A 26374-nucleotide genomic window follows, 5' to 3' on the forward strand; every position below is an offset into this window, starting at 1 on the left:
GGGCCGACGGATATGGCACCGGGTGCGCCGGTGCTCCCTGGGGGTGCTGTCTGTTCTGCCACGCCCGGAACGCTACGGGGATCGTTCGGGCCGGGTCTTGTACGTTCTTGCGCATTCCCCGATACGTTCTTGCACTCGCCGACGAGTACGTTGTCGCACTCACCGGCCGGGTCGCGGCACACCGCGCTCACGTTGGTAGGCGCCGGGCGGCACCCCCACGATCCGGGTGAAGTGGCGATTGAGGTGCGGCTGGTCCGTGAAGCCGACGGCGGTCGCGGCCTCGGCGGGAGCGACACCGGCGTCGAGCATGCGGCGGGCCCTGCGCACCCGGGCGTCGGTGAGCCACGTGTGGGGCGGCATCCCGTACTCCTTCTTGAAGGCTCTCAGCAGCGCGAACGATCCGGTGCCCAGCTCGGCGGCGAGCGTCTCCAGCGTGGGCGGGGCGGCCATGCGCTCCTCCAGCGCGGCGCGGGCGCGTACGGCGTTCCTCGCACCACCGGCGTGCGCGGTCAGCCCTGGCAACGGACTGCCGTGCCGGCTGAGGAGCCGGGTGACCAGGACCCGCAGCAGGCTGTCGGCCGCCAGTGCGTTGCCCTCCTCCGCCGCCCGGTGCACCTCGGTGATCAGCCGGGACGCGTGGGGATCGGTCACCCTGCTCTCGGCGAAGCCGACCGTGCCGCGCAGGGACGTCACCTCGGCCGCGATGTCGTTGACGACCTTGGCCGACGGATAGAGCGTGGCGTACGCCCAGCCCTCGGGCGCCCCGGAGCGGGCCGTGTGCGGCACCTCCGGGTTGATCATGACGACGGTTCCGGGGACCGCGTGAACGGTGCCGCCCGGCAGTCCCACATCCTCCACCCCACCGGTGACCGCTCCGAAGACGTAGCCCTCGTGACTGTGCCGGGGAAAGGTGTGGCGGACGTACCGGGCGCGCAGCAGATCGAGGTCGGGCAACGCCGCGTACTGCCAGTGCCGCGCCCACTCCTCCGTGCCGTCCGCTCCCGCCATGGAGACATTCTCGCAGGTCCCAGCCGTGTGCCACGGTGTGAGCGGGCCGTCGCGAGTGGTGTCTCCGACCGGTTGTCAGTGGCCGGGTGCACGATGGGGGACATGACCGGCTCCGCTCTCGACGCCTTCTCGCCCGCGACCCGCAGTTGGTTCGCCGGGGCCTTCAGCGCGCCCACCGCCGCGCAGGAGGGTGCCTGGCGGGCCATCGGCGAGGGCAGTGACGTCCTGGTCGTCGCGCCGACCGGTTCCGGCAAGACGCTGGCCGCTTTCCTCGCCTCGCTGGACCGGCTGGCGGCCGAGCCGCCGCCGGCCGAGGCGAAGAAGCGCTGCCGCGTGCTGTATGTGTCCCCGCTCAAGGCCCTCGCGGTCGATGTCGAACGCAATCTCCGCTCGCCCCTGACCGGCATCCGCCAGGAGTCGGTACGCCTGGGTCTGCCGGAGCCGGAGGTGCGGGTCGGTATCCGGTCCGGGGACACTCCGCCCGCCGAGCGGCGCTCCCTGGTGACCAGACCGCCGGACATCCTGATCACCACGCCCGAGTCGCTGTTCCTCATGCTGACGTCCTCCGCCCGGGAGGCGCTGGCCGGCGTCGAGACGGTGATCCTCGACGAGGTGCACGCGGTCGCCGGGACGAAGCGCGGCGCCCACCTCGCCCTCTCCCTGGAGCGTCTCGACGAGCTGCTGCCCCGCCCCGCCCGGCGCATCGGCCTGTCCGCGACGGTCCGGCCGGTCGACGAAGTGGCCCGCTTCCTGTCACCGCGGCGCAAGGTGGAGATCGTCCAGCCCCGGTCCACCAAGGAGTTCGACCTCTCGGTCGTCGTCCCGGTCGAGGATCTGGGGGAGCTGGGCGGCTCCCCCGCCACCGACGGCGACTCCGGCCAGGCGGACAAGCCCTCGATCTGGCCGCATGTCGAGGAGCGCATCGCCGATCTCGTGCAGTCGCACCGCTCCACCATCGTCTTCGCCAATTCCCGGCGGCTGGCGGAGCGGCTGTGCAACCGGCTGAACGAGATCGCGTACGAGCGGGCGACCGGCACCACGTTCGACCCCGACAGCCCGGCCCCCGCCCTCCCGGAGGCCCACGCACCCGCCGAGATCATGGCCCAGTCCGGCGCGGGCAGGGGCGCCCCCGCCCTGCTGGCCCGCGCCCACCACGGCTCGGTCTCCAAGGAACAGCGGGCCCAGGTCGAGGAGGACCTCAAGGCGGGCCGGCTCCCCGCCGTCGTCGCCACCTCCAGCCTGGAGCTCGGCATCGACATGGGTGCGGTCGACCTGGTGATCCAGGTGGAATCCCCGCCCTCCGTCGCCTCCGGCCTCCAGCGGGTGGGCCGGGCCGGGCACCAGGTGGGCGCGGTCTCCACCGGGGTGGTCTTCCCGAAGTACCGCGGCGATCTGGTGCAGGCCGCCGTCGTCACCGAGCGGATGCGCGAAGGGGCCATCGAGGCGCTGCGTATCCCGTCCAATCCGCTGGACGTCCTGGCGCAGCAGCTGGTCGCCATGGTGGCCCTGGACAGCTGGCAGGCCGACGACCTGCTGGCCCTGGTCCGGCGGGCCGCCCCGTTCGCCTCGCTGCCGGAATCGGCGTTCACCGCCGTGCTCGACATGCTCGCCGGACGCTATCCCTCCGACGCCTTCGCCGAGCTGCGCCCCCGGGTGGTGTGGGACCGCGTCGGGGGTACGGTCACGGGCCGCCCCGGCGCGCAGCGGCTCGCCGTCACCTCGGGTGGCACCATTCCCGACCGGGGGCTCTTCGGGGTCTTCCTGGCCGGGGCCGACCCGAAGAAGGGCGGCGGCCGGGTCGGCGAGCTGGACGAGGAGATGGTCTACGAGTCCCGCGTCGGCGATGTCTTCACCCTGGGCACCACGTCCTGGCGGATCGAGGACATCACCCGGGACCGGGTCCTCGTCTCGCCCGCCCCGGGCGTTCCGGGGCGGCTGCCGTTCTGGAAGGGCGACCAGCTGGGCCGCCCGCTGGAGCTCGGCCGCGCTCTGGGTGCCTTCCTCCGTGAGATCGGCGGCCTGTCCGAGGAGGATGCCCGGCTGCGCCTGCTCACCGCCGGACTCGACGCCTGGGCGGCGGACAACATCCTGGCCTACCTGGACGAGCAGCGCCGGGCCTGCGGCCACGTGCCGGACGACCGGACGATCCTGGTCGAGCGGTTCCGGGACGAGCTGGGCGACTGGCGGGTGGTCGTGCACTCCCCCTTCGGCGCCCAGGTGCACGCGCCGTGGGCGCTCGCCCTCTCCGCCCGCCTCGGCGAACGTTACGGCATGGACGCCCAGGTCATGCACGCCGACGACGGCATCGTGCTGCGGCTGCCCGACGCGGACATGATGGGCCTGGATCTCCTCGATTTCGACGCCCCCGGGGCCCCGGACGCCGGGAACGACGGACCGGCGCCGGGAGACGTGGCGTACGACAGCGACCAACCCCCGGTGGCGGCCGCCGACGTCGTCTTCGACCAGGGCGAGGTCCAGCAGATCGTCACCGACCAGGTGGGCGGATCGGCCCTGTTCGCCGCCCGGTTCCGGGAGTGCGCCGCGCGCGCCCTGCTGCTGCCCCGGCGCTCCCCCGGCAAGCGCACACCGCTCTGGCAGCAGCGCCAGCGGGCCTCCCAGCTGCTCCAGGTCGCCTCGGAGTTCGGCTCGTTCCCGATCGTCCTGGAGGCTGTCCGCGAATGCCTCCAGGACGTGTTCGACGTCCCCGGGCTCACGGAACTGATGGGCGACCTGGAGGCGCGCCGGGTCCGGCTGGTCGAGGTGACCACCCAGGAGCCCTCGCCGTTCGCCCGCTCGCTCCTCTTCGGTTACGTGGCCCAGTTCCTGTACGAGGGCGACTCTCCGCTCGCCGAGCGGCGCGCCGCCGCCCTCTCCCTGGACTCCCGTCTCCTCGCCGAGCTGCTGGGCCAGGCGGAGCTGCGTGAGCTGCTCGACCCCGAGGTCCTCACCGAGCTGGAGCGGGAGCTGCAGCGGCTCACCGAGGACCGGCGGATCAAGGACGTCGAGGGGGTCGCCGACCTGCTGCGCGTGCTCGGTCCGCTCACCGACGCCGAGCTGGCCGAGCGGGGCGCCGAGCCGTCCTGGGCGCCGGAGCTGGCGGCGGCCCGCCGGGCGATCCAGGTCCGGATCGCCGGCGCCGATCACTGGGCGGCGATCGAGGACGCGGGCCGGCTGCGCGACGCCCTGGGCACCGCGCTTCCGGTCGGTGTCCCCGAGGCGTTCACCGAGCCGGTGAAGGACCCGCTCGGTGACCTCCTCGCCCGCTTCGCGCGGACGCACGGCCCGTTCACCGCCACCCGGGCCGCCGAGCGCTTCGGGCTCGGTACCGCCGTCACCGACGGCGCGCTGCAACGGCTGTCGGCCTCCGGCAGGACCGTCCAGGGCGAGTTCCACCCGGCGGGCATCGGCCAGGAATGGTGCGACGCCACGGTGCTGCGCCGGCTCCGCCGCCGTTCGCTGGCGGCGCTCCGCCAGGAGCTGGAGCCGGTGCCGCCCGCGGCCCTCGCCTCCTTCCTCCCTCAGTGGCAGCACTTCGGCTCCAACAGCCTGCGGGGCATCGACGGGCTGGCCCGCGCCGTCGAGCAGCTCCAGGGCGCGCCCGTTCCCGCGTCGGCGCTGGAGAAGCTGATCCTGCCGAGCCGGGTCGTGGGCTATTCCCCGGCGATGCTCGACGAGCTGACGACCACGGGGGAGGCCGTCTGGGCCGGTGCGGGGGCGCTGCCCGGCAAGGACGGCTGGGTCTCCCTCTACCTCGCCGACAGTGCGCCGCTGCTCCTGCCTCCGCCGCACCCGCTGGAGCTGTCGGCGCTCCACGAGTCCGCGCTCACCACGCTCTCCGGCGGATACGGCCTGTTCTTCCGCCAGATCGCCGACCAGGTCCGGGCCACGACCCACCCGGACTGCACGGACCAGCAGCTGGCCGACGCCCTGTGGGACCTGGCCTGGTCCGGGCGGCTCACCAACGACACCCTGGCCCCGCTGCGTTCGCTCCTGGGCTCGGGACGGACGGCGGGCTCGACGGCCCACCGCTCCCGGCGGAGCGTCCCGCGCGGGCGTTACGGCTCGCTCACCGCCGCTGCCCGTCCCGCGTCGCGCACCGGCCCGCCGACCGTCTCGGGCCGCTGGTCCCTGCTGCCCCCGGTCGAACCGGAACGGACCCACCGCGCCCACGCCCTGGCCCGCACCCTCCTCGACCGGCACGGCGTGGTGACCAGGGGCGCGGTGCAGGCCGAGGGGGTGGAGGGCGGCTTCTCCGCGACGTACCGCGTCCTGGCCGCCTTCGAGGACAACGGGCAGGCGCGGCGCGGCTATGTGGTCGAGGGGCTCGGGGCCGCCCAGTTCGCGATGGACGGCGCGGTGGACCGGCTGCGGGCGGCGTCCACGGCGCGTGACCGCCGGGATCCGGACACCGTTCCCCATGCGCTGGTGCTCGCGGCCGCCGACCCGGCCAACGCGTACGGCGCGGCCCTGCCGTGGCCCGAGTCCCCGGACGGCGCCGGACACAAGCCGGGCCGCAAGGCGGGGGCGCTGGTGGTCCTCGTCGACGGCGAGCTGACGCTCTACATGGAGCGTGGCGGCAAGACCCTCCTGGCCTGGCCGTCCGACCCCGAGGCTCCGGCCTTGCGAGCGGCGGCCGAGGCCCTGGCCGCCTCGGCCCGCGCCGGCGCCCTGGGCACGGTGACGGTGGAGCGGACGAACGGCGTCTCCTCCCTCACCTCTCCGCTGGGCCGGACGCTGGAGGCGGCCGGGTTCCTCGCCACTCCGAGAGGCCTGCGCCTGCGCGCCTGACCGGAGGACCCGACTCCCACGACCCGGTTCCTGGGGCGGGTCGGCGCACCACCGCCCCGGCGCACCCATCATGGAGGCATGCCCGAAGGAGACACCGTCCTGCAGACCGCCACCCGGCTGCACGAGGCACTGGCGGGGCAGATGCTGACCCGGTCGGACCTGCGCGTCCCCCGATTCGCCACCGCCGACCTCACCGGCCGGACCGTCCTGGACGTCACTGCGCGCGGCAAGCACCTGCTGACCCGGATCGAGGGCGGCCTGACCCTGCACAGCCACCTCCGGATGGACGGGTCCTGGCGGGTGTACGCCCCGGGCGAGCGCTGGCGTGGCGGTCCGGGGCACCAGATCCGCGCGGTCCTCGCCAACGCAGAGCACACCGCGGTCGGCTACCGGCTCCCCGTGCTGGAACTGCTGCGCACCAGCGAGGAGAGCCGGGCCGTCGGCCATCTGGGGCCGGACCTCCTGGGCCCCGACTGGAACCCCGGCCTCGCCCTGGGCCGACTGCTCGCCGCTCCGGAGCGCCCTCTCGGCGAGGCCCTCCTGGACCAGCGCAACCTGGCCGGCATCGGCAATGTCTACATGTGCGAGCTGTGCTTCCTGGCCCGCGTCACCCCCTGGCTCCCCGTGGGCGCACTCCCCGACGGCGTACTCCCCCGGCTCGTCACCCTGGCCGAGCGCCTGCTGCACGCCAACCGCGACCGCCCCACCCGCACCACGACCATCACCTCCGAACTCCGCACCCCGCCGGGCCCTCCCGTCCGGGCAACCGTTCGTGTACAGGAGCGGCTGTACGTCTACGGACGCGCCCGCCGTCCCTGTCTGCGTTGCGGCGCCCCGATCCGTCTCGCCGACCAGGACGACCGACCCGCCTACTGGTGCCCCGGCTGCCAATCAGGCCCCACCCCCCAGGGGGTGTCCGGCGACACCTCTTAGTTGACGACCCGTCAGATATGGTCGTACGGTCCCGTCATGCCTCTCTCCGCGTACGACCTCACGGGCCGCGCCGCGTTCATCACCGGTGCGGCGAGCGGTATCGGACGGGCGAGCGCCCTGCTGCTCGCGGAGGCCGGAGCCACGGCGCACTGCGTGGACCGCGACGAGACGGGTCTGCGCCGGACGTACGACCTGATCGCCGACGCGGGCGGCAGCGCCCGGATCCACCGCCTCGACGTCACCGACCGCGGCCAGGTCCGTGCTGCCGTCGGCGCGGCCGGGCATCTCGACATCCTGGTCGCCTCGGCCGGGGTCATGCACTCCAGCAGCGTGCTGGAGACGGCGGACGAGGACCTGGAACGGGTGCTGGCGGTCAATTTCACAGGGGGTGCTGTACGCCTGCCAGGAGGTGGCCCGTTCCATGACAGCCCGCTCCGCACCGGGCTCGCTGATCACGATGGCGTCCGGCGCCGTGGACTCCGCGAGCGCGGGCCTGCTCTGCTACAGCGTCGCGAAGGCCGCCGTGGTGCAGCTCACCAAGACGCTCGCCACGGAGCTGGGCCGCACGCCATACGGGTGAACGCCGTCGCGCCCGGCTGGATCCGTACGCCGATGACCGACCGGCACGATGCCGCCGACCGGCACCGGGCGGAGGCGACGATGGCCCGGATTACCCCGCTGGGCCGGGTCGGCGAGCCCGAGGACGTCGCCCACACCGTGCTGCACCTGGCCTCGGACGCCTCGGCCTTCATGACCGGTCAGATCCTCCGGCCGAACGGCGGCGTCGCCATGCCCTGGTAGGCCGCCGCCCGGTGAACGAGCCCACCGGGCTCGCCGGCACGACCGACGCGACATGCACAGGCAACAGGCTCAGCCCCCAGCCACCCGCCGCCACCGCGCCCTCCACCAACCCCGCCTGATCCGGGTGCAGCGCCAGCCGGAGCACCGCCCACCACCACAGCCCGCCGAGGACCAGCGTCGGCACCCAACGCCGCTTCATCGCTGCCTCCTGCGGCCGACGTCCTTTCCGGCAGTTTCCCCCGGCGGCGACGACGGTGCATCCAGAACGCCCGGCCGAGGGGCCGCCCATACAGGAGTGCCCCCGCCGAATAATCAGCGGGGGCACTCTCACCTCCCGGGGCGGACGCCGAGGGCCGCAGGACTACCTGTCGTCGTCGCTGCCGAGAGAGTCCTTGACGCCCTTCGCACGGTCGCCAGCCTCGTCCACCGCGTCCTTGGCCCGGCCCTTGGCCTGATCGGTCTTGCCCTCGGCCTCCTTGCGGTGGTCGCCGGTCAGCTTGCCGACCGCTTCCTTGCCCTTGCCCTTGAGCTTGTCCATAGCACTGTCACCACTCACGATGCCGCTCTCTTTCCACTCGGATCACTCTGATCACTCGGGCCACTTGGCTCGCCCTGACGTCCGTCGGGCGCCGGGCGAGGGCGCAGGGCGCCGGTCAGGCACTTTCCGCCTGGAACATCCAGGCGTGCTTCTCGAGCTCTGCCGTCAGCCCGATCAGCAGGTCCTGGGTGATCGGGTCCGGCGCGTCGGTCGCCTCGATGCGCTCCCGCATCCGGCCGATGACCACGCCCAGCGCGTCCACCAGGATCCTCACGGCGTCGGTGTCCTTGATCCAGCCCTCGGGCACGGACGCGATGGCGGTCTCCTTGGCCACCGTGCCGGAACGCCCGTCCGGGTTGACCCCGACCGCCGAGGCACGCTCGGCGACCGTGTCGGAGTGCTGCCGGGCCGTGACGACGACGTCGTCGAGCTGAAGGTGCACGGAGCGGAAGCGCGGACCGACCACATTCCAATGGACCTGCTTGGCCACCAGGGAGAGGTCGACGAGGTCGACCAGCGCGCCTTGCAGCGCCGTTCCCACGACCTTGAGATCGCCCTCGGACAACGTGCTCTTGACCACAGACATGTGCGCTACTCCCATCCGTCAGCCGATTCACTGACCGTCTCGGTGCATCACCCACGATGGCACATATGAAGCAAAACGGTCATGCGGGCCTTGCCATACGTGTGCCCGCTGACCCACGGCTCACACACGCAACGCAGAAGTCCCGGCCGGCCCCGTGAGGGCCGACCGGGACTCCGGTCGAGCAACTGTGCCGCGTGGATCAGGCGGCGACGACGTCCACCGCTTCCGCGGGCGCCTTGATGGTCACCCGCCCCGACGGCACACCTGCGACCGACGAGACGGAGACGGAGTTGAGCATCGGACGAACCGGTACTGGGACCGGATCACTGGCAGCTGCCGACTCGGCCAGCTCAGCGAGCGAGAGCTCGTCGCTCACTTCACGCATGAGCTCGGACATCCGTACGTCAAGCGCGTCGCAAATCGCGGAGAGCAGCTCGGAGGATGCCTCCTTCTGCCCCCGCTCCACCTCGGAGAGATAACCGAGCGAGACCCGGGCGGACGAGGAGACTTCGCGCAGAGTACGGCCTTGGCGCTGGCGCTGCCGACGCAGCACGTCACCCAACAGGCGACGGAGCAGAATCATCGGTGGCTCCCTCCTCGGACCGCGTAGCCGCATCCTTCACGCCCTACCGTACCGCCTTGCGCTGCGGCCGTGCGGGGAGCGATGTCGTGTTCACTCAGGGCTGCAAACATCAATTCCCCCCGTTCTGTTCCGTATCCTGTGCCCGCGCATTCTCACCGAGTTCGCTCGCAAGCAGTTCGAGGACGCTTCGCACACTCTCACTACGGATATCCGCCCTCTCACCATTCAACCGCAGAGCCGTCACTTTCTCGATGCCGGAGGGCCCGGCCACGGCCACGTAGACGGTGCCGACCGGCTGCCCGTCCTGTGGTTCCGGCCCCGCGACCCCCGTGGTGGAGACGCCCCAGTCCGCGTCGAGAACCCGGCGCACACCGGCCGCCATCTGCAGCGCGACCTCGGGGTCCACAGCTCCACGCTCCGCCAGAAGGTTCCCGTCGACACCCAGGACGTCCCGCTTCAGGAAGGTGGCGTAGGCCGTCACCGATCCCCGGAAGGACCGGGAAGCACCGGGTACGGAGGTCAGATCGGCGGCGACCAGGCCGCCCGTCAGCGATTCGGCGACGGCGAGCGACTCGCCCCGCGCTCCGAGGAGCCGGAGCACCCGGGCAGCGGCAGTCACCGCTCGGCCTCCGCGGCGTCGCGCGCCTCGGCGGTACGTCGTGCGTCCGTCGAACCGGCCGCGGCGTCGGCGGCCGGACCGGCAGGAGCCTGAACAATAGCCGCAGGGCCGCCGGAGGCCCGAAGCGCCTCCGTGGCCTCCACGGCCTCCGTGGCCCGCTCGGCGGCGGCGGCGCGCTCGGCGGCGAGGCCCTTGCGGCGCAGGACGACGGCCTGGCGTACGTAGTCGAGTCCGGTGACGACCGTCAGCACGACGGCGACCATCATCATCCAGAAGCGCAGGGTCGCCAGGGGCCCGGTGAGCACCAGGACGTACATCCCGGCCGCCGTCCCCTGCGCGAGCGTCTTCAGCTTGCCGCCCCTGCTCGCCGGGATCACCGCATGCCGGATCACCCAGAACCGCATCAGCGTGATGCCCAGCTCACGGGCGAGGATCACTCCGGTGATCCACCACGGCAGGTCGCCCAGGACCGAGAGGGAGACCAGCGCCGCACCCATGATCGCCTTGTCGGCGATCGGGTCGGCGATCTTCCCGAAGTCCGTGACCAGGTTGTACGCCCGTGCCAGATGGCCGTCGAACAGGTCGGTGATCATCGCGATGGCGAAGGCCGCCCAGGCGAAGGCGCGCCAGACCGGGTCGTTTCCGCCGTCGTGGAACAGCAGCAGCACGAAGCCGGGCACGAGCAGCAACCGCACCATGGTCAGGATGTTGGCGATGTTCCAGAGACTGGCCTGGTTGACGGCCGCAGTGCCCAGCTTGCCGCCGCGGACCGGCTTCGCGCCGGAGCCGCCTGCCGCGGATGCCGGGACTCCGGTCATCTGGCTGCCTCCGCAAGCTCGTGGTGTTCGGCCACCAGGTCGACGCCCTCGGTGCCCACTGCCTTTGCCTCGACCATACGGCCCGGCACGAGCCCCTCGCGTGTGGTGAAGACCACCTGGCCATCCGTTTCGGGAGCCTGGTGCGCCGCACGCCCGGTCGCGACCTCGCCGTCGTCCTCCGACTCCACGGATTCCACCAGCACCTGGAGGGTCTCGCCGACGCGCTCCTCGGCCCGCTGCGAGGTCAGCTCCTCGGCCAGCTGGGAGATGTGGGCGAGGCGCTCCGCGATGGTGTCGGCGTCGAGCTTGTTCTCGTAGCCGACCGCCTCGGTGCCGTCCTCGTCGGAGTAGCCGAAGACCCCGATCGCGTCGAGGCGGGCGCCGGTGAGGAAGCGTTCCAGCTCGGCGAGGTCCGCCTCGGTCTCGCCGGGGAAGCCGACGATGAAGTTGGAGCGGGCACCGGCCTGGGGCGCCTTGCTCCGGATGGTGTCCAGGAGTTCCAGAAAGCGGTCGGTGTCGCCGAAGCGGCGCATCGCGCGCAGCACACCCGGGGCGGAGTGCTGGAAGGAGAGGTCGAAGTACGGGGCGACCTTCGGCGTCGAGGTGAGGACGTCGATGAGGCCGGGGCGCATCTCGGCGGGCTGGAGGTAGCTGACCCGGATCCGCTCGATGCCGTCCACGTCGGCCAGCTCGGGCAGCAGGGTCTCCAGGAGGCGGATGTCGCCGAGGTCCTTGCCGTAGGAGGTGTTGTTCTCGGAGACGAGCATGACCTCCTTGACGCCCTGCTCGGCCAGCCAGCGGGTCTCCTGGAGCACGTCCGAGGGGCGCCGCGAGATGAACGACCCACGGAAGGAGGGGATGGCGCAGAAGGAGCAGCGGCGGTCGCAGCCGGAGGCGAGCTTCACCGAGGCGACGGGGCTGGTGCCGAGCCGGCGGCGCAGCGGCGCCCGCGGTCCGGAGACCGGCGCGACCCCTTCGGGGAGGTCCTCGGGGGCGGGGGCGGGTGCCTCCTGAGCGGGGGCGGGTGCCTCCTGAGCGTGGCCGGGCAGCGCCACGGCGGCGTCCTGCCGCTCGGCGGGGCTGATCGGCAGCAGCTTGCGGCGGTCGCGCGGGGTGTGCGAGGCGTGGACGCCGCCGTTGAGGATGGTCTGGAGCCGGTCGGAGATATCGGCGTAGTCGTCGAATCCAAGGACACCGTCCGCCTCCGGCAGGGCCTCGGCGAGGTCCTTGCCGTAGCGCTCGGCCATGCAGCCGACGGCGACGACGGCCTGGGTACGGCTGTGATCCTTCAGATCATTGGCTTCGAGCAGGGCGTCGACGGAGTCCTTCTTGGCGGCTTCGACGAACCCACAGGTGTTGACGACTGCGACATCCGCGTCGGAGGCATCCTCGACGAGGTCCCAGCCGTCCGCTGCCAAGCGGCCTGCAAGCTCCTCCGAGTCCACCTCGTTACGGGCGCAGCCAAGAGTGACAAGGGCGACGGTACGGCGTTCGGGCATGGACTCAAGACTACTTTGTCCCGGCGGCCCCCCTGCCGTGCAGGGTTGCCGACGCCACCCGGGGCACCTTTCCCGCTACGGGGAGTAACAGCGTCCGGCCGGGGAACGCCGACGGGCGCCCGGCACGAGGCCGGACGCCCGTCGGGACGTGTACGGAAACGGAGGGCGGCGGATCAGCCGGCCTCGGGGTCGCCCTTGGTGTAGGAGAGCCGCTCGACCTGGCCGGGCCCGAAGCGGTCCTCGATCTGCTTGCCGTTGACGAAGAGGTCGATCGCCCCGGCGTTGCCGAGAACGAGGTCGATGCGCTCCTTGTCCTGGAAGGTCTTGGACTCGCCCTGGAGCAGCAGCCCGTCGAAGAGCAGTCGGCCGTTGTGGTCCTTGGCCGAGATCCAGCTCTTGTCCCGGTCCGCGCTGAGCTTGACCGTCACCTTGTCCCGGGGGGCGGCGGCGATGGCGCTCTCGGAGGGCACGGGCTTGGGATCGGAGGGCTTGGTGGCGGTGGGCTTGGCCGCGGTCTTGTCGGGCTTGGAGCCCTCCGCGATCTGCGCGGTGTTCGAGGGTTCGTCCTCGCCGCTGAAGAGCGTGAAGCCGACGAACCCGATGACGGCGACGATGGCCGCGACCATGGCGGCGGTCCAGTTGGGCCGCCGGGGTTCGGAGCGGATGCGTTCCGCTTCGAAGAGCGGTGCCGCGGGGGTCGGTGCGGGACGGCCGCCGTGATCGGCGTCGTACTCCTCGACCAGCGGTTCCGGATCGAGACCGACGGCACGGGCGAGCGTGCGGATGTGGCCGCGGGCGTAGACGTCGCCGCCGCAGCGGGAGAAGTCGTCCTGCTCGATCGCGTGCACGATGGGGATGCGCACCCGGGTGGAGCTGCTGACTTCCTCGACCGTCAGACCTGCGGCGATTCGAGCCTGCTGAAGGGCACGACCGATCGAAGGCCGGTCGTCTTCGGGGGAGTTGCCGATGGACACGGGGGCGCCTTTCGAGCGTGAGCCACCTGCTGGATGTTCAGTCTAGGGGGGGTACGAAAGGGAGGGGCAACCGGGAGGGACGACTTTGTACGCCATCGGGTCCGCCGGACGGCCCCGCCGCTGGCTCCGGGGCGGAGCGGGGACGGAGCACAGCCCCGATCGAGGACTGGGCAACCTGTGGTGGGCCGAACGGGGTGGGAGTACGGGTGAGGTGACGACGGAGCGAGCTGCGGGAAGGGGCATGGTTCCGTCCCTCCCTTCAACTGGACGTACGACCGTACGAAACGGTTGCCCACAAAACCTTTACGGAGCGCATTCCCCGCGGATGACGGCCAACACCCCGTCGAGCTCGTCGGGTTTCACGAGAACGTCGCGCGCCTTGGAGCCCTCGCTGGGTCCGACGATGCTGCGGGACTCCATCAGGTCCATCAGCCGGCCCGCCTTCGCGAAGCCGACCCGGAGCTTACGCTGGAGCATCGAGGTCGATCCGAACTGGGTGGAGACGACCAGCTCGGCGGCCTGGCAGAGCAGGTCCAGGTCGTCGCCGATGTCCTCGTCGATCTCCTTCTTCTGCTTCGTTCCCACCACGACGTCGTCCCGGAAGACCGGGGCCATCTGGTCCTTGCAGTGCTGGACGACGGCGGCGACCTCGCCCTCGGTGACGAAGGCGCCCTGCATACGGGTGGGTTTGTTGGCCCCCATCGGGAGGAAGAGCCCGTCGCCCTTGCCGATGAGCTTCTCGGCGCCGGGCTGGTCGAGGATGACCCGGCTGTCGGCGAGGGAGGAGGTGGCGAAGGCGAGCCGGGAGGGTACGTTCGCCTTGATCAGGCCGGTCACCACGTCAACCGAGGGCCGCTGGGTGGCGAGCACCAGGTGGATGCCGGCGGCGCGGGCCAGCTGGGTGATGCGGACGATCGAGTCCTCGACGTCGCGCGGGGCCACCATCATCAGGTCGGCCAGCTCGTCGACGATCACCAGCAGGTACGGGTACGGGGACAGCTCCCGCTCGCTGCCCTCGGGCGCCTTGCACTTGCCGTTGCGGACCGCGTGGTTGAAGTCGTCGATGTGCCGGTAGCCGAAGTTGGCGAGGTCGTCGTAGCGCAGGTCCATCTCCCGCACGACCCACTGGAGCGCCTCGGCGGCCTTCTTGGGGTTGGTGATGATCGGGGTGATGAGGTGGGGGATGCCCTCGTACGCGGTGAGCTCGACACGCTTGGGGTCGACGAGGACCATCCGCACGTCGTCGGGGGTGGCCCGCACCATGATCGAGGTGATCAGGCAGTTGATGCAGGAGGACTTGCCCGAGCCGGTGGCGCCGGCGACCAGGACGTGCGGCATCTTGGCGAGGTTGGCCATCTCGTAGCCGCCCTCGACGTTCTTGCCGAGCGCCACGAGCATCGGGTGGTCGTCCTCGGCGGCGTCCGCGAGGCGCAGTACATCGCCGAGGTTGACCATCTCGCGGTCGGAGTTGGGGATCTCGATGCCGACGGCGGACTTGCCCGGGATCGGCGAGATGATCCGCACGTCCGGGCTCGCCACGGCGTACGCGATGTTCTTGGCCAGGGCCGTGATCTTCTCGACCTTCACGGCGGGGCCGAGCTCGATCTCGTAGCGGGTGACCGTCGGGCCCCGGGTGAAACCGGTGACCGCGGCGTCGACCTTGAACTCGGAGAAGACGTTGGTCAGCGAGGCGACGACGACGTCGTTGGCTGCGCTACGGGTCTTGCCCGGCCCGCCGCGCTCCAGCAGGTCGAGCGAGGGCAGCGAGTACGTGATGTCGCCGGACAGCTGGAGCTGCTCGGCGCGGGCGGGCAGGCCCTCGGAACGCTCCGGTGCGGGTTTGGTCAGGTCGGGAACGGCACCGGACCGGCCGGAGGTAGCACCGGAACGGTCACCGCCGGTCGCGTCATCGGCGCCATCGGACCGGTCCGACCGGTGCCCCGCCCCGGACCTGCCCGCTCCGTCCCGCTCGGCCTCCCGGGCCCCGGGGACGGGTGTCCCGGTGCGCTCCCGGTCCACCGAGAGGCCCTGGGTCAGGTCGGCGACGATCGGCGAGGGCGGCATGCCGTTCAGCACGGCCCCGTCGAGCGCGGCGGCCGCGGCGGCCGCGATGTCCACCGCGTCCGGTGGCCGGTTCATCGCGGGCTGCGCGGAAGGCCTGCGGGGCCTCCTGCGCTTGGTGAGCGCTTCCGCCTCAGCCTGGTCGTGGTCGTGGACCGGGTCCGCGTCCACGTCCGCGCGCCTCGCGCCTCGCCGGCGGGACCGCTCGGGCAGCGCCTCGCGCCATTGTTCGTCGTAGCGCTCGTCGTCGTCCTCGTACCCATCGCCGGCCTCGGGCACCGGTTCCACGATGCCGAGGCGGACACCGAGCTGACGCAGCCGCTGCGGAATGGCGTTGACCGGGGTGGCGGTGACGACGAGGAGCCCGAACACGGTCAGCAGCACCAGCAGCGGTACGGCGAGCACCTCACCCATCATGAAGATCAATGGCTTGGAGGCGGCCCAGCCGACCAGCCCGCCCGCGTCCTGCATCGCCTCGGTGCCCGCGTCCCGGCCCGGCGAGCCGCAGGCGATGTGGACCTGCCCGAGGACTCCGATGACCAGGGCGGACAGTCCGATGACGATGCGTCCGTTGGCCTCGGGCCGCTCCGGGTACAGGATCAGCCGCACCGCCATCGCGCCCAGCAGTATCGGTGCGAGCAGGTCGAGCCGGCCGAAGGCCCCGGTCACCAGCATCTCGACCAGGTCGCCGACCGGTCCCTGGAGATGGGACCAGGTGCCCGCGGCGACGATCAGCGCCAGGCCGAGCAGCAGCAGCGCGAGCCCGTCCTTGCGGTGGGCGGGGTCAAGTCCCTTGGCCCCGCGCCCTATCGAGCGGAACAGCGCGCCGATGCCGTGCGCCGTCCCGAGCCAGACCGCCCGCACCAGCCGGTAGATGCCCCCGGTGGGTGACGGTGCGGGTTTGGGCGCGGGCTTCTTGGCCGCCGCCTTCTTCGCGGGCGCCTTCTTCGCGGGAGCTGCCGACTTCTTGGGCGCGGTCTTCTTGGCAGGCGCGGCTTTCTTCGCCGGGCCCGAGGTACGGCCGACGCGCTTCGCGGTGCCCGCCGTGCCCTGGGAACCCTTGCCGGACGTACGTGAGGCCATGGTGCCGAGGTTACCGCTGCAGACGCCCGTGAACACGTTCGCCTACTGGTTCACCCGACCGTGTCGCCTTCGCGAGGCGGGGAACTGACGACGCCTCACGGCGGAGGAGGGAGGACGTCAGCTCTGTGCGGGCAGCACGCCCGCGCCCCCGCCGGTGCCCGGCTCCAGCGCGTCGAGCGCGCGGCGCAGGCCGGTCAGCTTGCGTTCCAGGTGGGCGGCCGTGGCCACCGCGGCGGCGTCCGCGGATTCGTCGTCGAGCTGCTTGGAGAGCGCTTCCGCCTGCTCCTCGACCGCCGCGAGCCGCGCGGAGAGCTCGGCCAGCAGACCGGTCGGCTCCTTCTCGTGCTCACCGCTCGCGTGGCCGTCGCCCTCCAACTGGAGCCGCAGCAGAGCTGCCTGTTCGCGGAGCTTGCAGTTCTTCATGTACAGCTCGACGAAGACCGAGACCTTGGCACGCAGCACCCACGGGTCGAACGGCTTGGAGATGTAGTCCACCGCACCGGCCGCGTAGCCGCGGAAGGTGTGATGCGGGCCGTGGTTGATCGCGGTGAGGAAGATGATCGGGATGTCCCGGGTCCGCTCCCGCCGCTTGATGTGCGCGGCGGTCTCGAAACCGTCCATGCCCGGCATCTGGACGTCCAGCAGAATGACCGCGAAGTCGTCCGTGAGCAGCGCCTTGAGCGCCTCCTCCCCTGACGATGCCCGGACCAGTGTCTGATCGAGCGCAGAGAGGATGGCCTCCAGCGCCAGCAGATTCTCCGGCCGGTCATCGACCAGGAGGATCTTGGCCTTCTGCACCATGGCCCGTCCTCCTCGCCCCGGAAATGCACCGGGTGCCGCCCCAGGGGACGACTCCCTTACGCCGTCCGTCCTTGTGCCGGTCATGGTAGCCGCACCCCGCCCGTCACCACACCCTGTCACCGCGATGTCACTGTGCACATACCGCAAACGCGGTGGGAGACCAGAAGGTTCCCCGAGTACAGCGTGTTCACACCTGTTCGAGCACAGTCGGTCAACAACTCACGCCAATTCGCTCAATCCTCGATCACTCTCCGTGCATCCACTGCTCCATCACCGCGAGCAGGTGATCAGGATCGACCGGCTTCGTCACATAGTCGGAAGCTCCACAATCGATGGCCTTCTCCCGGTCGCCCTTCATCGCCTTCGCGGTGAGCGCGACGATCGGCAGCCCGGCGAACTGCGGCATCCGGCGGATCGCGGTCGTCGTCGCGTAACCATCCATCTCGGGCATCATGATGTCCATCAGCACGACCGTCACATCGTCGTGCTGCTCCAGCACTTCGATGCCCTCGCGGCCGTTCTCCGCGTACAGCACCGCCAGTCCGTGCTGCTCCAGCACGCTGGTGAGCGCGAAGACGTTGCGGATGTCGTCGTCGACGATGAGCACCTTCTCACCGCGGAAGCGGAATGTCCGCCGGGGCTCCGGCTCCTCCGCCGCCGTCTGGCCCTGGAGCTGACTCCCGTCCTGGCTCCCCCGCACCCACTCCTCCTGCTGCTGGGCGCTTTCGGACGTGGTGCGGCCGGCCGGCAGCGCGGCCCTGCGGGCCGCGTCCCCCAGGGCCTTGCGCCGCCGCCGGAACGTCCCGGCGGAGTTGGCCGGGTCGCCGAACGGGGCCGACCGGCCCGGGGACTGCACCTGCCCCATCTCGCCCGCGCCGCCCAGCACCTCGGCGGAACCGGAACCCACCGGGGGGTAGCCCTGGGGCGGCAGTTCGGCCCGGTGCAACGGCAGGTACAGGGTGAAGGTCGAACCGCGGCCCGGCTCACTCGCCGCGTGGATCTCGCCGCCGAGCAGCCGTGCGATCTCCCGGCTGATGGAGAGACCGAGGCCGGTGCCGCCGTACTTCCGGCTCGTCGTGCCGTCCGCCTGCTTGAACGCCTCGAAGATCACCAGCATCTTGCTGGACGCGATCCCGATCCCGGTGTCGGTGACCGAGAAGGCGATCAGACCGGCGTCCGCGTCCCGCAGCGAACCCGCCTCCAGCAGGTGCTCACGGATTCCGTTGGGCACATCGGCGCCGGCTGGCCGGATCACCAGCTCCACCGCACCGCTGTCGGTGAACTTCACCGCGTTGGAGAGCAGGTTGCGCAGCACCTGGAGCAGACGCTGCTCGTCGGTGTGCAGCGTCGCGGTCAGCTCCGGCGACACCCGTACGGAGAAGTCGAGCCCCTTCTCCGCGGTGAGCGGCCGGAAGGTCGCCTCCACGTAGTCGACCAGCTGGACCAGCGCGATCCGGGTCGGGCTGACGTCCATCTTGCCCGCCTCGACCTTCGACAGGTCGAGGATGTCGTTGATCAGCTGGAGCAGGTCGGAACCGGCCCCGTGAATCGTCTCGGCGAACTCCACCTGCTTCGGCGAGAGATTGCCCTCGGCGTTGTCCGCCAGCAACTTGGCCAGGATCAGCAGCGAGTTGAGCGGCGTGCGCAGCTCGTGCGACATGTTCGCCAGGAACTCGGACTTGTAGCGCATCGAGACCGCGAGCTGCTCGGCGCGCTCCTCCAGCACCTGCCGCGCCTCCTCGATCTCGGTGTTCTTCACCTCGATGTCGCGGTTCTGCTGGGCCAGCAGCTCGGCCTTCTCCTCCAGTTCGGCGTTGGACGCCTGGAGGGCCTTCTGCCGGTTCTCCAACTCCTGCGAGCGGTCACGCAGCTGCTCGGTCAGCTCCTGCGACTGCTCCAGGAGCTTCTCGGTCTTGGTGTTGACGCTGATCGTGTTGACGCTCGTCGCGATCATCTCGGCGAGCTGGTTGAGGAAGTCCCGCTGGATATGCGTGAACGGCTGGAAGGAAGCCAGTTCGATCACGCCGAGAACCTTGCCCTCGAAGAGCACCGGCAGCACGATCACATGCGCCGGAGGGGCCTCTCCCAACCCGGAGGAGATCTTCAGATAACCCGGCGGCACGTTGTCCACCTGGATCGTCCGCTTCTCCTCGGCCGCCGTCCCGATGAGCGTCTCACCGGGCCGGAAGGAGGTCGGCATCGACCCCGCGGAGTAGCCGTAGCTCCCCCGCATCCGCAGCTCGTACGCGCTGGCCGCGCCGTCGTCCGGACCCACCTCGTCCGAGTCGCCCGCGGTCATGGCCAGGAAGAACGCACCGTGCTGAGCCGAGACCACCGGAGTCAGCTCGCTCATGATCAGCGAGGCCACGTCGTCCAGATCGCGGCGGCCCTGCATCAGACCGGAGATCCGGGCCAGGTTGCCCTTCAGCCAGTCCTGCTCCTTGTTGGCGAGCGTGGTGTCGCGCAGGTTCGCGATCATCGTGTTGATGTTGTCCTGGAGGACCTGGATCTCGCCGGCCGCGTCCACATCGATCTTCAGGTTGAGATCGCCGCGGGTCACCGCTGTGGCGACGGCCGCGATGGCACGCACCTGACGGGTCAGGTTCCCGGCCATCTCGTTCACCGACTCGGTGAGGTCGCGCCAGGTGCCGTCCACGTCCCGCACTCGCGCCTGACCGCCCAGCTGCCCCTCGGTGCCCACCTCGCGGGCGACCCGGGTCACCTGCTCCGCGAACGAGGACAGCTGGTCGACCATCGTGTTGATGGTGTTCTTCAGCTCCTGGATCTCACCGCGAGCATCGATGTCGATCTTCTTGGTCAGGTCGCCCTTGGCGATGGCTGTCGTGACCGTGGCGATCTGCCGCACCTGACCGGTCAGGTTGGAGGCCATCGAGTTCACGGACTCGGTGAGGTCCTTCCACGTACCGGCGACTCCCGGCACCCGGGCCTGACCACCCAGCTCGCCCTCCGTGCCCACCTCGCGGGCCACCCGCGTGACCTCGTCGGCGAACGAGGACAGCGTCGTCACCATCGTGTTGACGGTGTCGGCCAGCTCCGCGACCTCACCGCGCGCCTCCACGGTGACCTTCTTCGTCAGATCACCGTTGGCGACCGCGGAGGAGACCCGGGAGATGTTACGTACCTGGCTGGTCAGGTTGTTGGCCATCAGGTTGACGTTCTCGCTGAGGTCCTTCCAGATGCCGGTCGCCCCGCGCACCCGCGCCTGACCACCGAGGATCCCCTCGGTGCCCACCTCACGGGCCACCCTGGACACCTCGTCGGCGAAGTTCAGCAGCTGGTCGACCATCGTGTTGACGGTCGTGACCAGTTCGAGGATCTCGCCCTTGGCGTCGACGGTGATCTTCTTGGAGAGATCACCCTTGGCGACCGCGGTGGTGACCTCGGCGATGTTGCGGACCTGGAGGGTCAGGTTGTTCGCCATGCCATTGACGGACTGGGTGAGGTCCTTCCACGTACCGGACACACCCTGCACCTCGGCCTGACCGCCGAGGATGCCCTCCGTGCCCACCTCACGGGCGACCCGCGTCACCTGTTCCGCGAAGTTGGACAGCTGGTCCACCATGGTGTTGAGGGTGTTCTTCAGCTCCAGGATCTCGCCACGGGCGTCCACGTCGATCTTCTGCGACAGGTCACCGCGCGCCACCGCCGTGGCGACCTGCGCGATGTTACGGACCTGAGCGGTGAGGTTTCCGGCCATGCCGTTCACCGAATCGGTGAGATCGCGCCACACTCCGGCCACACCGGGCACCTGTGCCTGACCGCCGAGCCGCCCGTCCGTGCCCACCTCACGGGCGACCCGGGTGACCTGGTCGGCGAAGGCGGAGAGCTGGTCGACCATCGTGTTGATGGTGTTCTTGAGCTCCAGGATCTCACCCCGGGCGTCCACGTCGATCTTCTGCGACAGGTCGCCCCGCGCCACCGCCGTCGTCACCTGGGCGATCTGCCTCACCTGGGAGGTGAGGTTACCGGCCATGAAGTTGACGGAGTCCGTGAGCTCCTTCCACGTACCCGAGACGCCGTCCACCCGCGCCTGACCGCCGAGGCGGCCCTCGGTGCCCACGTCGCGGGCCATCCGCGTCACCTGGTCGGCGAAGCTGGACAGCTGCGCCACCATCGTGTTGACGGTGTTCTTCAGCTCCAGCATCTCCCCGGCCACATCCACGGTGACCTTCTGCGACAGATCACCGTTCGCGACCGCCGTGGTGACCTGCGCGATGTCCCGGACCTGACCGGTCAGGTTGCGGAACGCGGTGTTCACCGAGTCGGTGAGGTCCTTCCACGTCCCGGCCGCACCCGGCACCTCGGCCTGGCCGCCGAGCCGGCCCTCGACGCCGACCTCCCGGGCCACGCGCGTTACCTCGGAGCCGAAGGACTGGAGCTGGTCCACCATCGTGTTGACGGTGTTCTTCAACTCCAGCATCTCCCCGGCCACGTCGACCGTGACCTTCTGCGACATGTCACCGCTGGCCACCGCCGTGGTGACCTGCGCGATGTCGCGCACCTGCGTCGTCAGGTTCCGGAAGACCGTGTTCACCGAGTCGGTGAGGTCCTTCCACGTCCCGGCCGCACCCGGCACCTGCGCCTGACCGCCGAGCAGCCCTTCGCCACCGACCTCGCTCGCCACCCGCGTCACTTCGTCCGCGAAGGTGCGCAGCGTCTCGGTCATCTGGTTGATCGTCTCGGCGAGCTGCGCGACCTCGCCGCGCGCGCTCACCGTGACCTTCTGGGTCAGGTCACCGCTGGCGACCGCCGTCGTGACCTCCGCGATCCCGCGCACCTGGGAGGTGAGGTTGCCCGCCATCGTGTTGACGGAGTCGGTGAGGTCCTTCCACACACCGGCCACGCCCGGCACGGTCGCCTGACCGCCCAGCTCACCCTCGGTGCCCACCTCACGGGCGACGCGCGTCACCTCGGAGGAGAACGAGGACAGCTGGTCGACCATCGTGTTGACGGTGTTCTTCAGCTGGAGCATCTCACCGGCCACATGGACGGTGACCTTCCGCGACAGATCGCCCTTGGCGACCGCCGTCGTCACCAGCGCGATGTCCCGCACCTGGGCGGTGAGCCGGTACGCCATGGTGTTCACGGAGTCCGTGAGGTCCTTCCAGGACCCGGACATCCCGCGCACCTGCGCCTGCCCGCCGAGCTTGCCCTCTGTGCCCACCTCGACGGCGACCCTGGTCACCTGCTCGGTGAAGACCGACAGCTGGTCGACCAGGTTGTTGACCGTACGGGCGACCTTCAGGAACTCGCCGCGCAGCGGCCGGACCGTCTCGTCCGTCGTGTGCGACCGCAGCTCCATACGCTGCTCCAGATCACCGTCGGCGACCGCCGACAGGACCCGGCCCACTTCGGAGACCGGTCGCGCGAGATCGTCGACGAGCTCGTTGGAGGCGTCGATCGCGGCGGCCCAGGAGCCCTCACAGGCCCCCGTCTCCAGCCGCTCCGTGAGCTTGCCCTCACGCCCGACCACGCGCCGTACGCGCGCCAGCTCACCGGTGAGATGAAGGTTCCGGTCGGCGACCTCGTTGAAGACCGCCGCGATCTCCTCCATCACGCCGTCGCCGGAGACGGTGAGCCGCCGGCGGAAATTGCCGTCGCGCATCGCCACGAGCCCCGCGAGCACTCTGTTCAGAGCTGCCGCGTCCACTTCGACGGTGCCATTGCGCTGCTTTTTCACGGACTGTCCGCCTTTTGTACGCGCCTTCGAACCCTGCGCCGCCACGCCAGACTCCACCGTGTCCCTCCCGCAGGGGTTGACCGTTTCACTCGGGCCTATCCGGAAGCTTGCCCAGTTCCACTCTGGCTCACCGCCACTGCACACCGTCAACGGGCGACCGGGCGGACGTCAAATCGTTGCAACGTACCAGGCCGGAACCGGTCGGCGGGCAACCTGTGCCGGTTGCCCCCATCCCTTGCACCGGGAGTCCATACTTGTGCGCCCGCGCACCACTGCCGGACCGGTCTGTCCCGAACTCGGCCCTCGTGTACCCGACACCCTTGACGAACGTCTAGCCTGGCAAGCGAATCGAAGTGGCGATAAACGGGCACAGGACTCGGGGAAGCGACGAGACACCATATGGGGAGTGCTGTGATCACCGCGCGCGCGGCCGCCACCTTCGAACCGGTAGGGCGCTCCGTCGCGACCGCCCGCGCTTTCGTCCGGGACACGCTCCAGGGGTGGGGCTACAACGATGTCGTCGACGACGCCGTCGTCCTCACCAGTGAGCTCGTGACCAACGCCGTCGTACACGCGGGGACGGCGGCCGATGTGCTGTGCCTGCGCACCGCGGACGGTGTCCGTGTCGAGGTCTCCGACCACTATCCGGAACGCGAGGTCCCGCTCCAGAGCAACGGCCTCGACTTCGGCAGCCCCGACCGCGAGAACGGCCGCGGTCTGCTGCTCTGCGCCGCCCTGGCCTCCCGCTGGGGCGTCGAGTACTCCCCTACCCGCAAGCACGTCTGGTTCCGGCTGGACCTGCCCGACCGACCGGTGGGCATCCGCTCCGCGGGCCCGGTCCTGCCCACCTCGCTCCTCCCCGTCACCGACCAGCGGGTCCGGGTCGCCGTCGTCCAGATCGACAGCACCGGCGCGATCAGCGCGTGGAACGACGACGCGACGTACGTCTTCGGACACACCGCGGAACAGGTCACCGGCAAGCAGTTCACCGACTTCGTGGCCTGGCCGCACACTCCGGGGACCAACACCGGCATCGCCGACGCCCTCCAGCTCTCCCGCTGGGAGGGCAGTTACGGAATCCGCGGCGCCGACGGCCGCACCATCGCCGTCTACTCCTCGCACCTGCGGGTCCGTGACACCGACGGCGAACCCTCCACGGTCTGTCTCCTCGTCCGTGACGACGAGCGCGCCGTGCTCCAGTCCCCCGTCCGCACACCGGTCTCCGACTCCTCTGCCGACAACCGCACCGCGGACCCGTTCGAGGTCTTCATCGGTTCCCCGGCCCCGGACGACCTGGACGGTCTCCTCCAGCGCACCGTCGAACGGGCACGCGACATGCTCGACGCCGACGCGGCGTTCCTCCTGCTCGCCACGGACGACGAGACGGAACTGGAGGTCCGGGCCACGACGGGCCTCCCCTCGGCCCGCCAGCGCTTCGCCCGGGTCCCCGTCGAGGCCGGGACAGGTCGCTACGGCTCCGCCCGGATGCCGGCGGTCCACGAGGACCTCACCGCCGTCCCCGGCGCCGTCCCGCTCCTCACCGACACCGGGATGCGCTCGGTCGTCACGGTTCCGCTGAAGGTCGAGGGCCGCCTCACCGGCTCCCTCGGTGTCGCCGCGGAAGGCGCGGGCCGCTACTCCAACGAGGAGGCCCTCCGCCTCCAGTTCGCCGCCGACCGCATCGCGCTGGCCGTGGAGTCCGCCCGGCTCGGCGAGCTGGAACGGCTGCGCCGCGGCTCCCTGTCCTTCCTCGTCGAGGCCTCCGACCTGCTGGCCGGCACGCTCGACCGGGACCAGACCCTGGCGCTCATGGCCCAGATGACCGTCCCTACACTGGCCACCTGGTGCGCCGTCTACACGATCGCGGACCAGTCCTCCGATCCGTACCTCTCGTACGTGCTCCACGAGGACGAGGACCTCATCGACGGGCTCAAGGCCCTGCTCTCCAAGATCGCCCCGCCGGATCCGGTACCGGCCCCGGGCGCCCGTATCTGGGCCGCCCCCTCGGAGGCCGGTCACCGCGCCGCGCTGAGCACCTCGACCCGCAGCCTGCAGCGCGACGCGCCGCTGAGCATGAGCACGGCCACCCGCACCACGCTCGCCACGGCCCAGGCTGTCGGCGGCGAGACGGTGGTCCTGCCACTGGTCGCCCGCAACCGAGTGATCGGCATGCTGACGCTCGGCAAGCCCTCGGACGACCACTTCCGCCAGGAGATCCTGGAACTGGCCGAGGACCTCTCCCGCAGGGCCGCCCTGGCCCTGGACAACGCCCGTCTGTACTCGGAGCGCATGGCGATCAGCCAGTCCCTCCAGCGCAGCCTGCTGCCCCCGGGCCTCCCCGACGTGCCGAACGTCGAGATCGAGGTCATCTACCGCGCCGCGGGCGAGGGCAACGAGGTCGGCGGCGACTTCTACGACGTCTTCCCGATCAGCGACGGCGCGTACGGCTTCGCCATCGGCGACGTGTGCGGTACGGGCCCCGAGGCGGCCGCCGTCACGGGCCTCGCCCGCCACGCGCTGCGCCTGCTCGCCCGTGAGGGCTTCGGCGGCCCCGCCGTCCTGGAGCGCCTCAACGCGGCGATCCTCGACGAGGGAGCCCGCAGCCGCTTCCTGACCCTTCTGTACGGCGAGCTGTGGCCCCAGGAGGACGGCAGCGCCCTGCTGAAGGTCGTCTGCGCGGGCCATCCGCTGCCGCTGCGTCTGCGCCAGGACGGCTCCGTCGAGTCCGCCGCGGAACCGCAGCCCCTGCTCGGTGTCATCGAGGACCTCGATCTGTACGAGCAGGAGGTCGTCCTCAACCCGGGTGACGTCCTGCTGTGCGTCACGGACGGCGTCACCGAACGCCGCGAGGGAACCCGCATGCTGGGCGACGACGGCCTGGCAGACGTTCTGTCGACCTGTACGGGCCTGACGGCCGGAGCGGTCGCCTCACGCATTCTGCGGGCCGTGGAACGCTTCGCGGCCGAGCCGGCCTCGGACGACATGGCGATCCTGGCCATGCGCGTCCCTGAGCCGCCTCTCGTCTGACTCCAACACGAACTCCAACGCGAAAGGCCCCCGCCATGTGGCGGGGGCCTTTCGTCTGTCTTCTGAGCCCCAATGCGGAATCGAACCGCAGACCTTCTCCTTACCATGGAGACGCTCTACCGACTGAGCTATTGGGGCCTTGCTGCGCTGTGGCAACGAGGTAAACCATACACGGGATCCGGAGATGCTCATAATCGCGGCCGGCCCCGGTCCAGCGGCTCTTCAGCCCGTCCGGCAGGCCTTGCCAACACCGGGGGGCGAGTCGTTGTCGGTCGTGCCCGGAACGCGGGAAAGCCCCGCACCATAGGTGCGGGGCTTTCCCGGAAAAATTGTTCGGCGGCGTCCTACTCTCCCACAGGGTCCCCCCTGCAGTACCATCGGCGCTGAAAGGCTTAGCTTCCGGGTTCGGAATGTAACCGGGCGTTTCCCTAACGCAATGACCACCGAAACACTATGAAATTAACCAACACCGGATGAAACACGGCCGTTCGTTATTTCAGAACTAACACAGTGGACGCGAGCAACTGAGGACAAGCCCTCGGCCTATTAGTACC

General features: G+C 70.6%; 15 protein-coding genes, 1 tRNA gene, 1 rRNA gene and 1 pseudogene. 4 read left to right on the plus strand and 14 right to left on the minus strand.

Annotated features, from left to right (window positions below):
• Nucleotides 1-159: 159 nt before the first annotated feature.
• The gene (locus B9S58_RS24375; RefSeq protein WP_103534206.1) at nt 160-1008 is read right to left on the minus strand and encodes an AraC family transcriptional regulator; all 849 of its coding nucleotides are present in this window, start codon (nt 1006-1008) and stop codon (nt 160-162) included.
• A gap of 102 nt (nt 1009-1110) precedes the next feature.
• On the opposite strand from B9S58_RS24375, the gene B9S58_RS24380 reads away from it, so the two are divergent.
• The 3 genes and pseudogenes from B9S58_RS24380 to B9S58_RS24390 all read left to right on the plus strand — a co-directional run bounded on the left by B9S58_RS24380 (nt 1111) and on the right by B9S58_RS24390 (nt 7530).
• The gene (locus tag B9S58_RS24380; RefSeq protein ID WP_103534207.1) at nt 1111-5796 is read left to right on the plus strand and encodes a DEAD/DEAH box helicase; all 4686 of its coding nucleotides are present in this window, start codon (nt 1111-1113) and stop codon (nt 5794-5796) included.
• Nucleotides 5797-5874: 78 nt separating this feature from the next.
• Nucleotides 5875-6729, plus strand: coding sequence for an Fpg/Nei family DNA glycosylase (locus tag B9S58_RS24385; RefSeq protein ID WP_103534208.1), 855 nt, complete (start codon nt 5875-5877; stop codon nt 6727-6729).
• A gap of 36 nt (nt 6730-6765) precedes the next feature.
• Nucleotides 6766-7530, plus strand: a pseudogene (locus tag B9S58_RS24390) (SDR family NAD(P)-dependent oxidoreductase).
• Here B9S58_RS24390 and B9S58_RS39350 read toward each other — a convergent pair.
• The 11 genes from B9S58_RS39350 to B9S58_RS24445 form a co-directional block, all read right to left on the minus strand.
• Nucleotides 7478-7729 (minus strand): hypothetical protein, encoded by a 252-nt coding sequence (locus B9S58_RS39350; RefSeq protein ID WP_103534209.1) that lies wholly within the window; start codon nt 7727-7729, stop codon nt 7478-7480. The pseudogene B9S58_RS24390 and the gene B9S58_RS39350 overlap by 53 nt on opposite strands.
• 162 nt (nt 7730-7891) lie before the next feature.
• Nucleotides 7892-8068 (minus strand): CsbD family protein, encoded by a 177-nt coding sequence (locus B9S58_RS24400; RefSeq protein ID WP_103534210.1) that lies wholly within the window; start codon nt 8066-8068, stop codon nt 7892-7894.
• A 115-nt stretch (nt 8069-8183) separates the two neighbouring features.
• Nucleotides 8184-8654 carry a Dps family protein gene (locus B9S58_RS24405; RefSeq protein WP_103534211.1) on the minus strand — a complete coding sequence of 157 codons (471 nt, stop codon included), beginning with the start codon at nt 8652-8654 and terminating at the stop codon, nt 8184-8186.
• 199 nt (nt 8655-8853) lie between these two features.
• A complete protein-coding gene (locus B9S58_RS24410; protein WP_003965837.1) occupies nt 8854-9237 on the minus strand; it encodes a helix-turn-helix domain-containing protein in 384 nt (127 codons plus the stop codon).
• Between the two features lie 109 nt (nt 9238-9346).
• Nucleotides 9347-9856, minus strand: coding sequence for a CinA family protein (locus B9S58_RS24415; RefSeq protein WP_103534212.1), 510 nt, complete (start codon nt 9854-9856; stop codon nt 9347-9349).
• Nucleotides 9853-10674 carry a CDP-diacylglycerol--glycerol-3-phosphate 3-phosphatidyltransferase gene (gene pgsA / locus B9S58_RS24420; protein ID WP_103534213.1) on the minus strand — a complete coding sequence of 274 codons (822 nt, stop codon included), beginning with the start codon at nt 10672-10674 and terminating at the stop codon, nt 9853-9855. The genes B9S58_RS24415 and pgsA overlap by 4 nt, the downstream gene beginning before the upstream one ends.
• Entirely contained in the window at nt 10671-12173 is a 1503-nt protein-coding gene (gene rimO, locus B9S58_RS24425; protein WP_103534214.1) for a 30S ribosomal protein S12 methylthiotransferase RimO, read from the minus strand. Before rimO ends, pgsA begins: the two co-directional genes overlap by 4 nt.
• A 173-nt stretch (nt 12174-12346) precedes the next feature.
• Nucleotides 12347-13147, minus strand: a complete 801-nt coding sequence (locus B9S58_RS24430; protein WP_103534215.1) for a helix-turn-helix domain-containing protein — start codon at nt 13145-13147, stop codon at nt 12347-12349.
• Nucleotides 13148-13450: 303 nt separating this feature from the next.
• Nucleotides 13451-16291, minus strand: coding sequence for a DNA translocase FtsK (locus tag B9S58_RS24435; RefSeq protein ID WP_181009440.1), 2841 nt, complete (start codon nt 16289-16291; stop codon nt 13451-13453).
• A 117-nt stretch (nt 16292-16408) separates the two neighbouring features.
• On the minus strand, nt 16409-17092 hold the full coding sequence (locus B9S58_RS24440; protein ID WP_103534217.1) for a two-component system response regulator: 684 nt from the start codon (nt 17090-17092) through the stop codon (nt 16409-16411).
• 244 nt (nt 17093-17336) lie between these two features.
• Nucleotides 17337-22793: a HAMP domain-containing protein gene (locus B9S58_RS24445; protein WP_103534218.1), complete on the minus strand. Its 5457-nt coding sequence runs from the start codon at nt 22791-22793 to the stop codon at nt 17337-17339.
• A gap of 399 nt (nt 22794-23192) precedes the next feature.
• Between B9S58_RS24445 and B9S58_RS24450 the strand changes: the two genes are divergently transcribed.
• Complete coding sequence (locus B9S58_RS24450; RefSeq protein ID WP_103534219.1) at nt 23193-25820, plus strand: SpoIIE family protein phosphatase; 2628 nt, start codon at nt 23193-23195, stop codon at nt 25818-25820.
• A gap of 65 nt (nt 25821-25885) precedes the next feature.
• Here the strand turns inward: B9S58_RS24450 and B9S58_RS24455 are convergent.
• Together B9S58_RS24455 and rrf are read right to left on the minus strand one after the other, a co-directional pair.
• Nucleotides 25886-25958 (minus strand) — tRNA-Thr (locus tag B9S58_RS24455).
• 193 nt (nt 25959-26151) lie between these two features.
• Nucleotides 26152-26268, minus strand: a 5S ribosomal RNA gene (rrf, locus tag B9S58_RS24460).
• Between the last annotated feature and the right edge of the window lie 106 nt (nt 26269-26374).

The organism is Streptomyces sp. SM11, assembly GCF_002910905.1.
GTDB lineage: Bacteria > Actinomycetota > Actinomycetes > Streptomycetales > Streptomycetaceae > Streptomyces.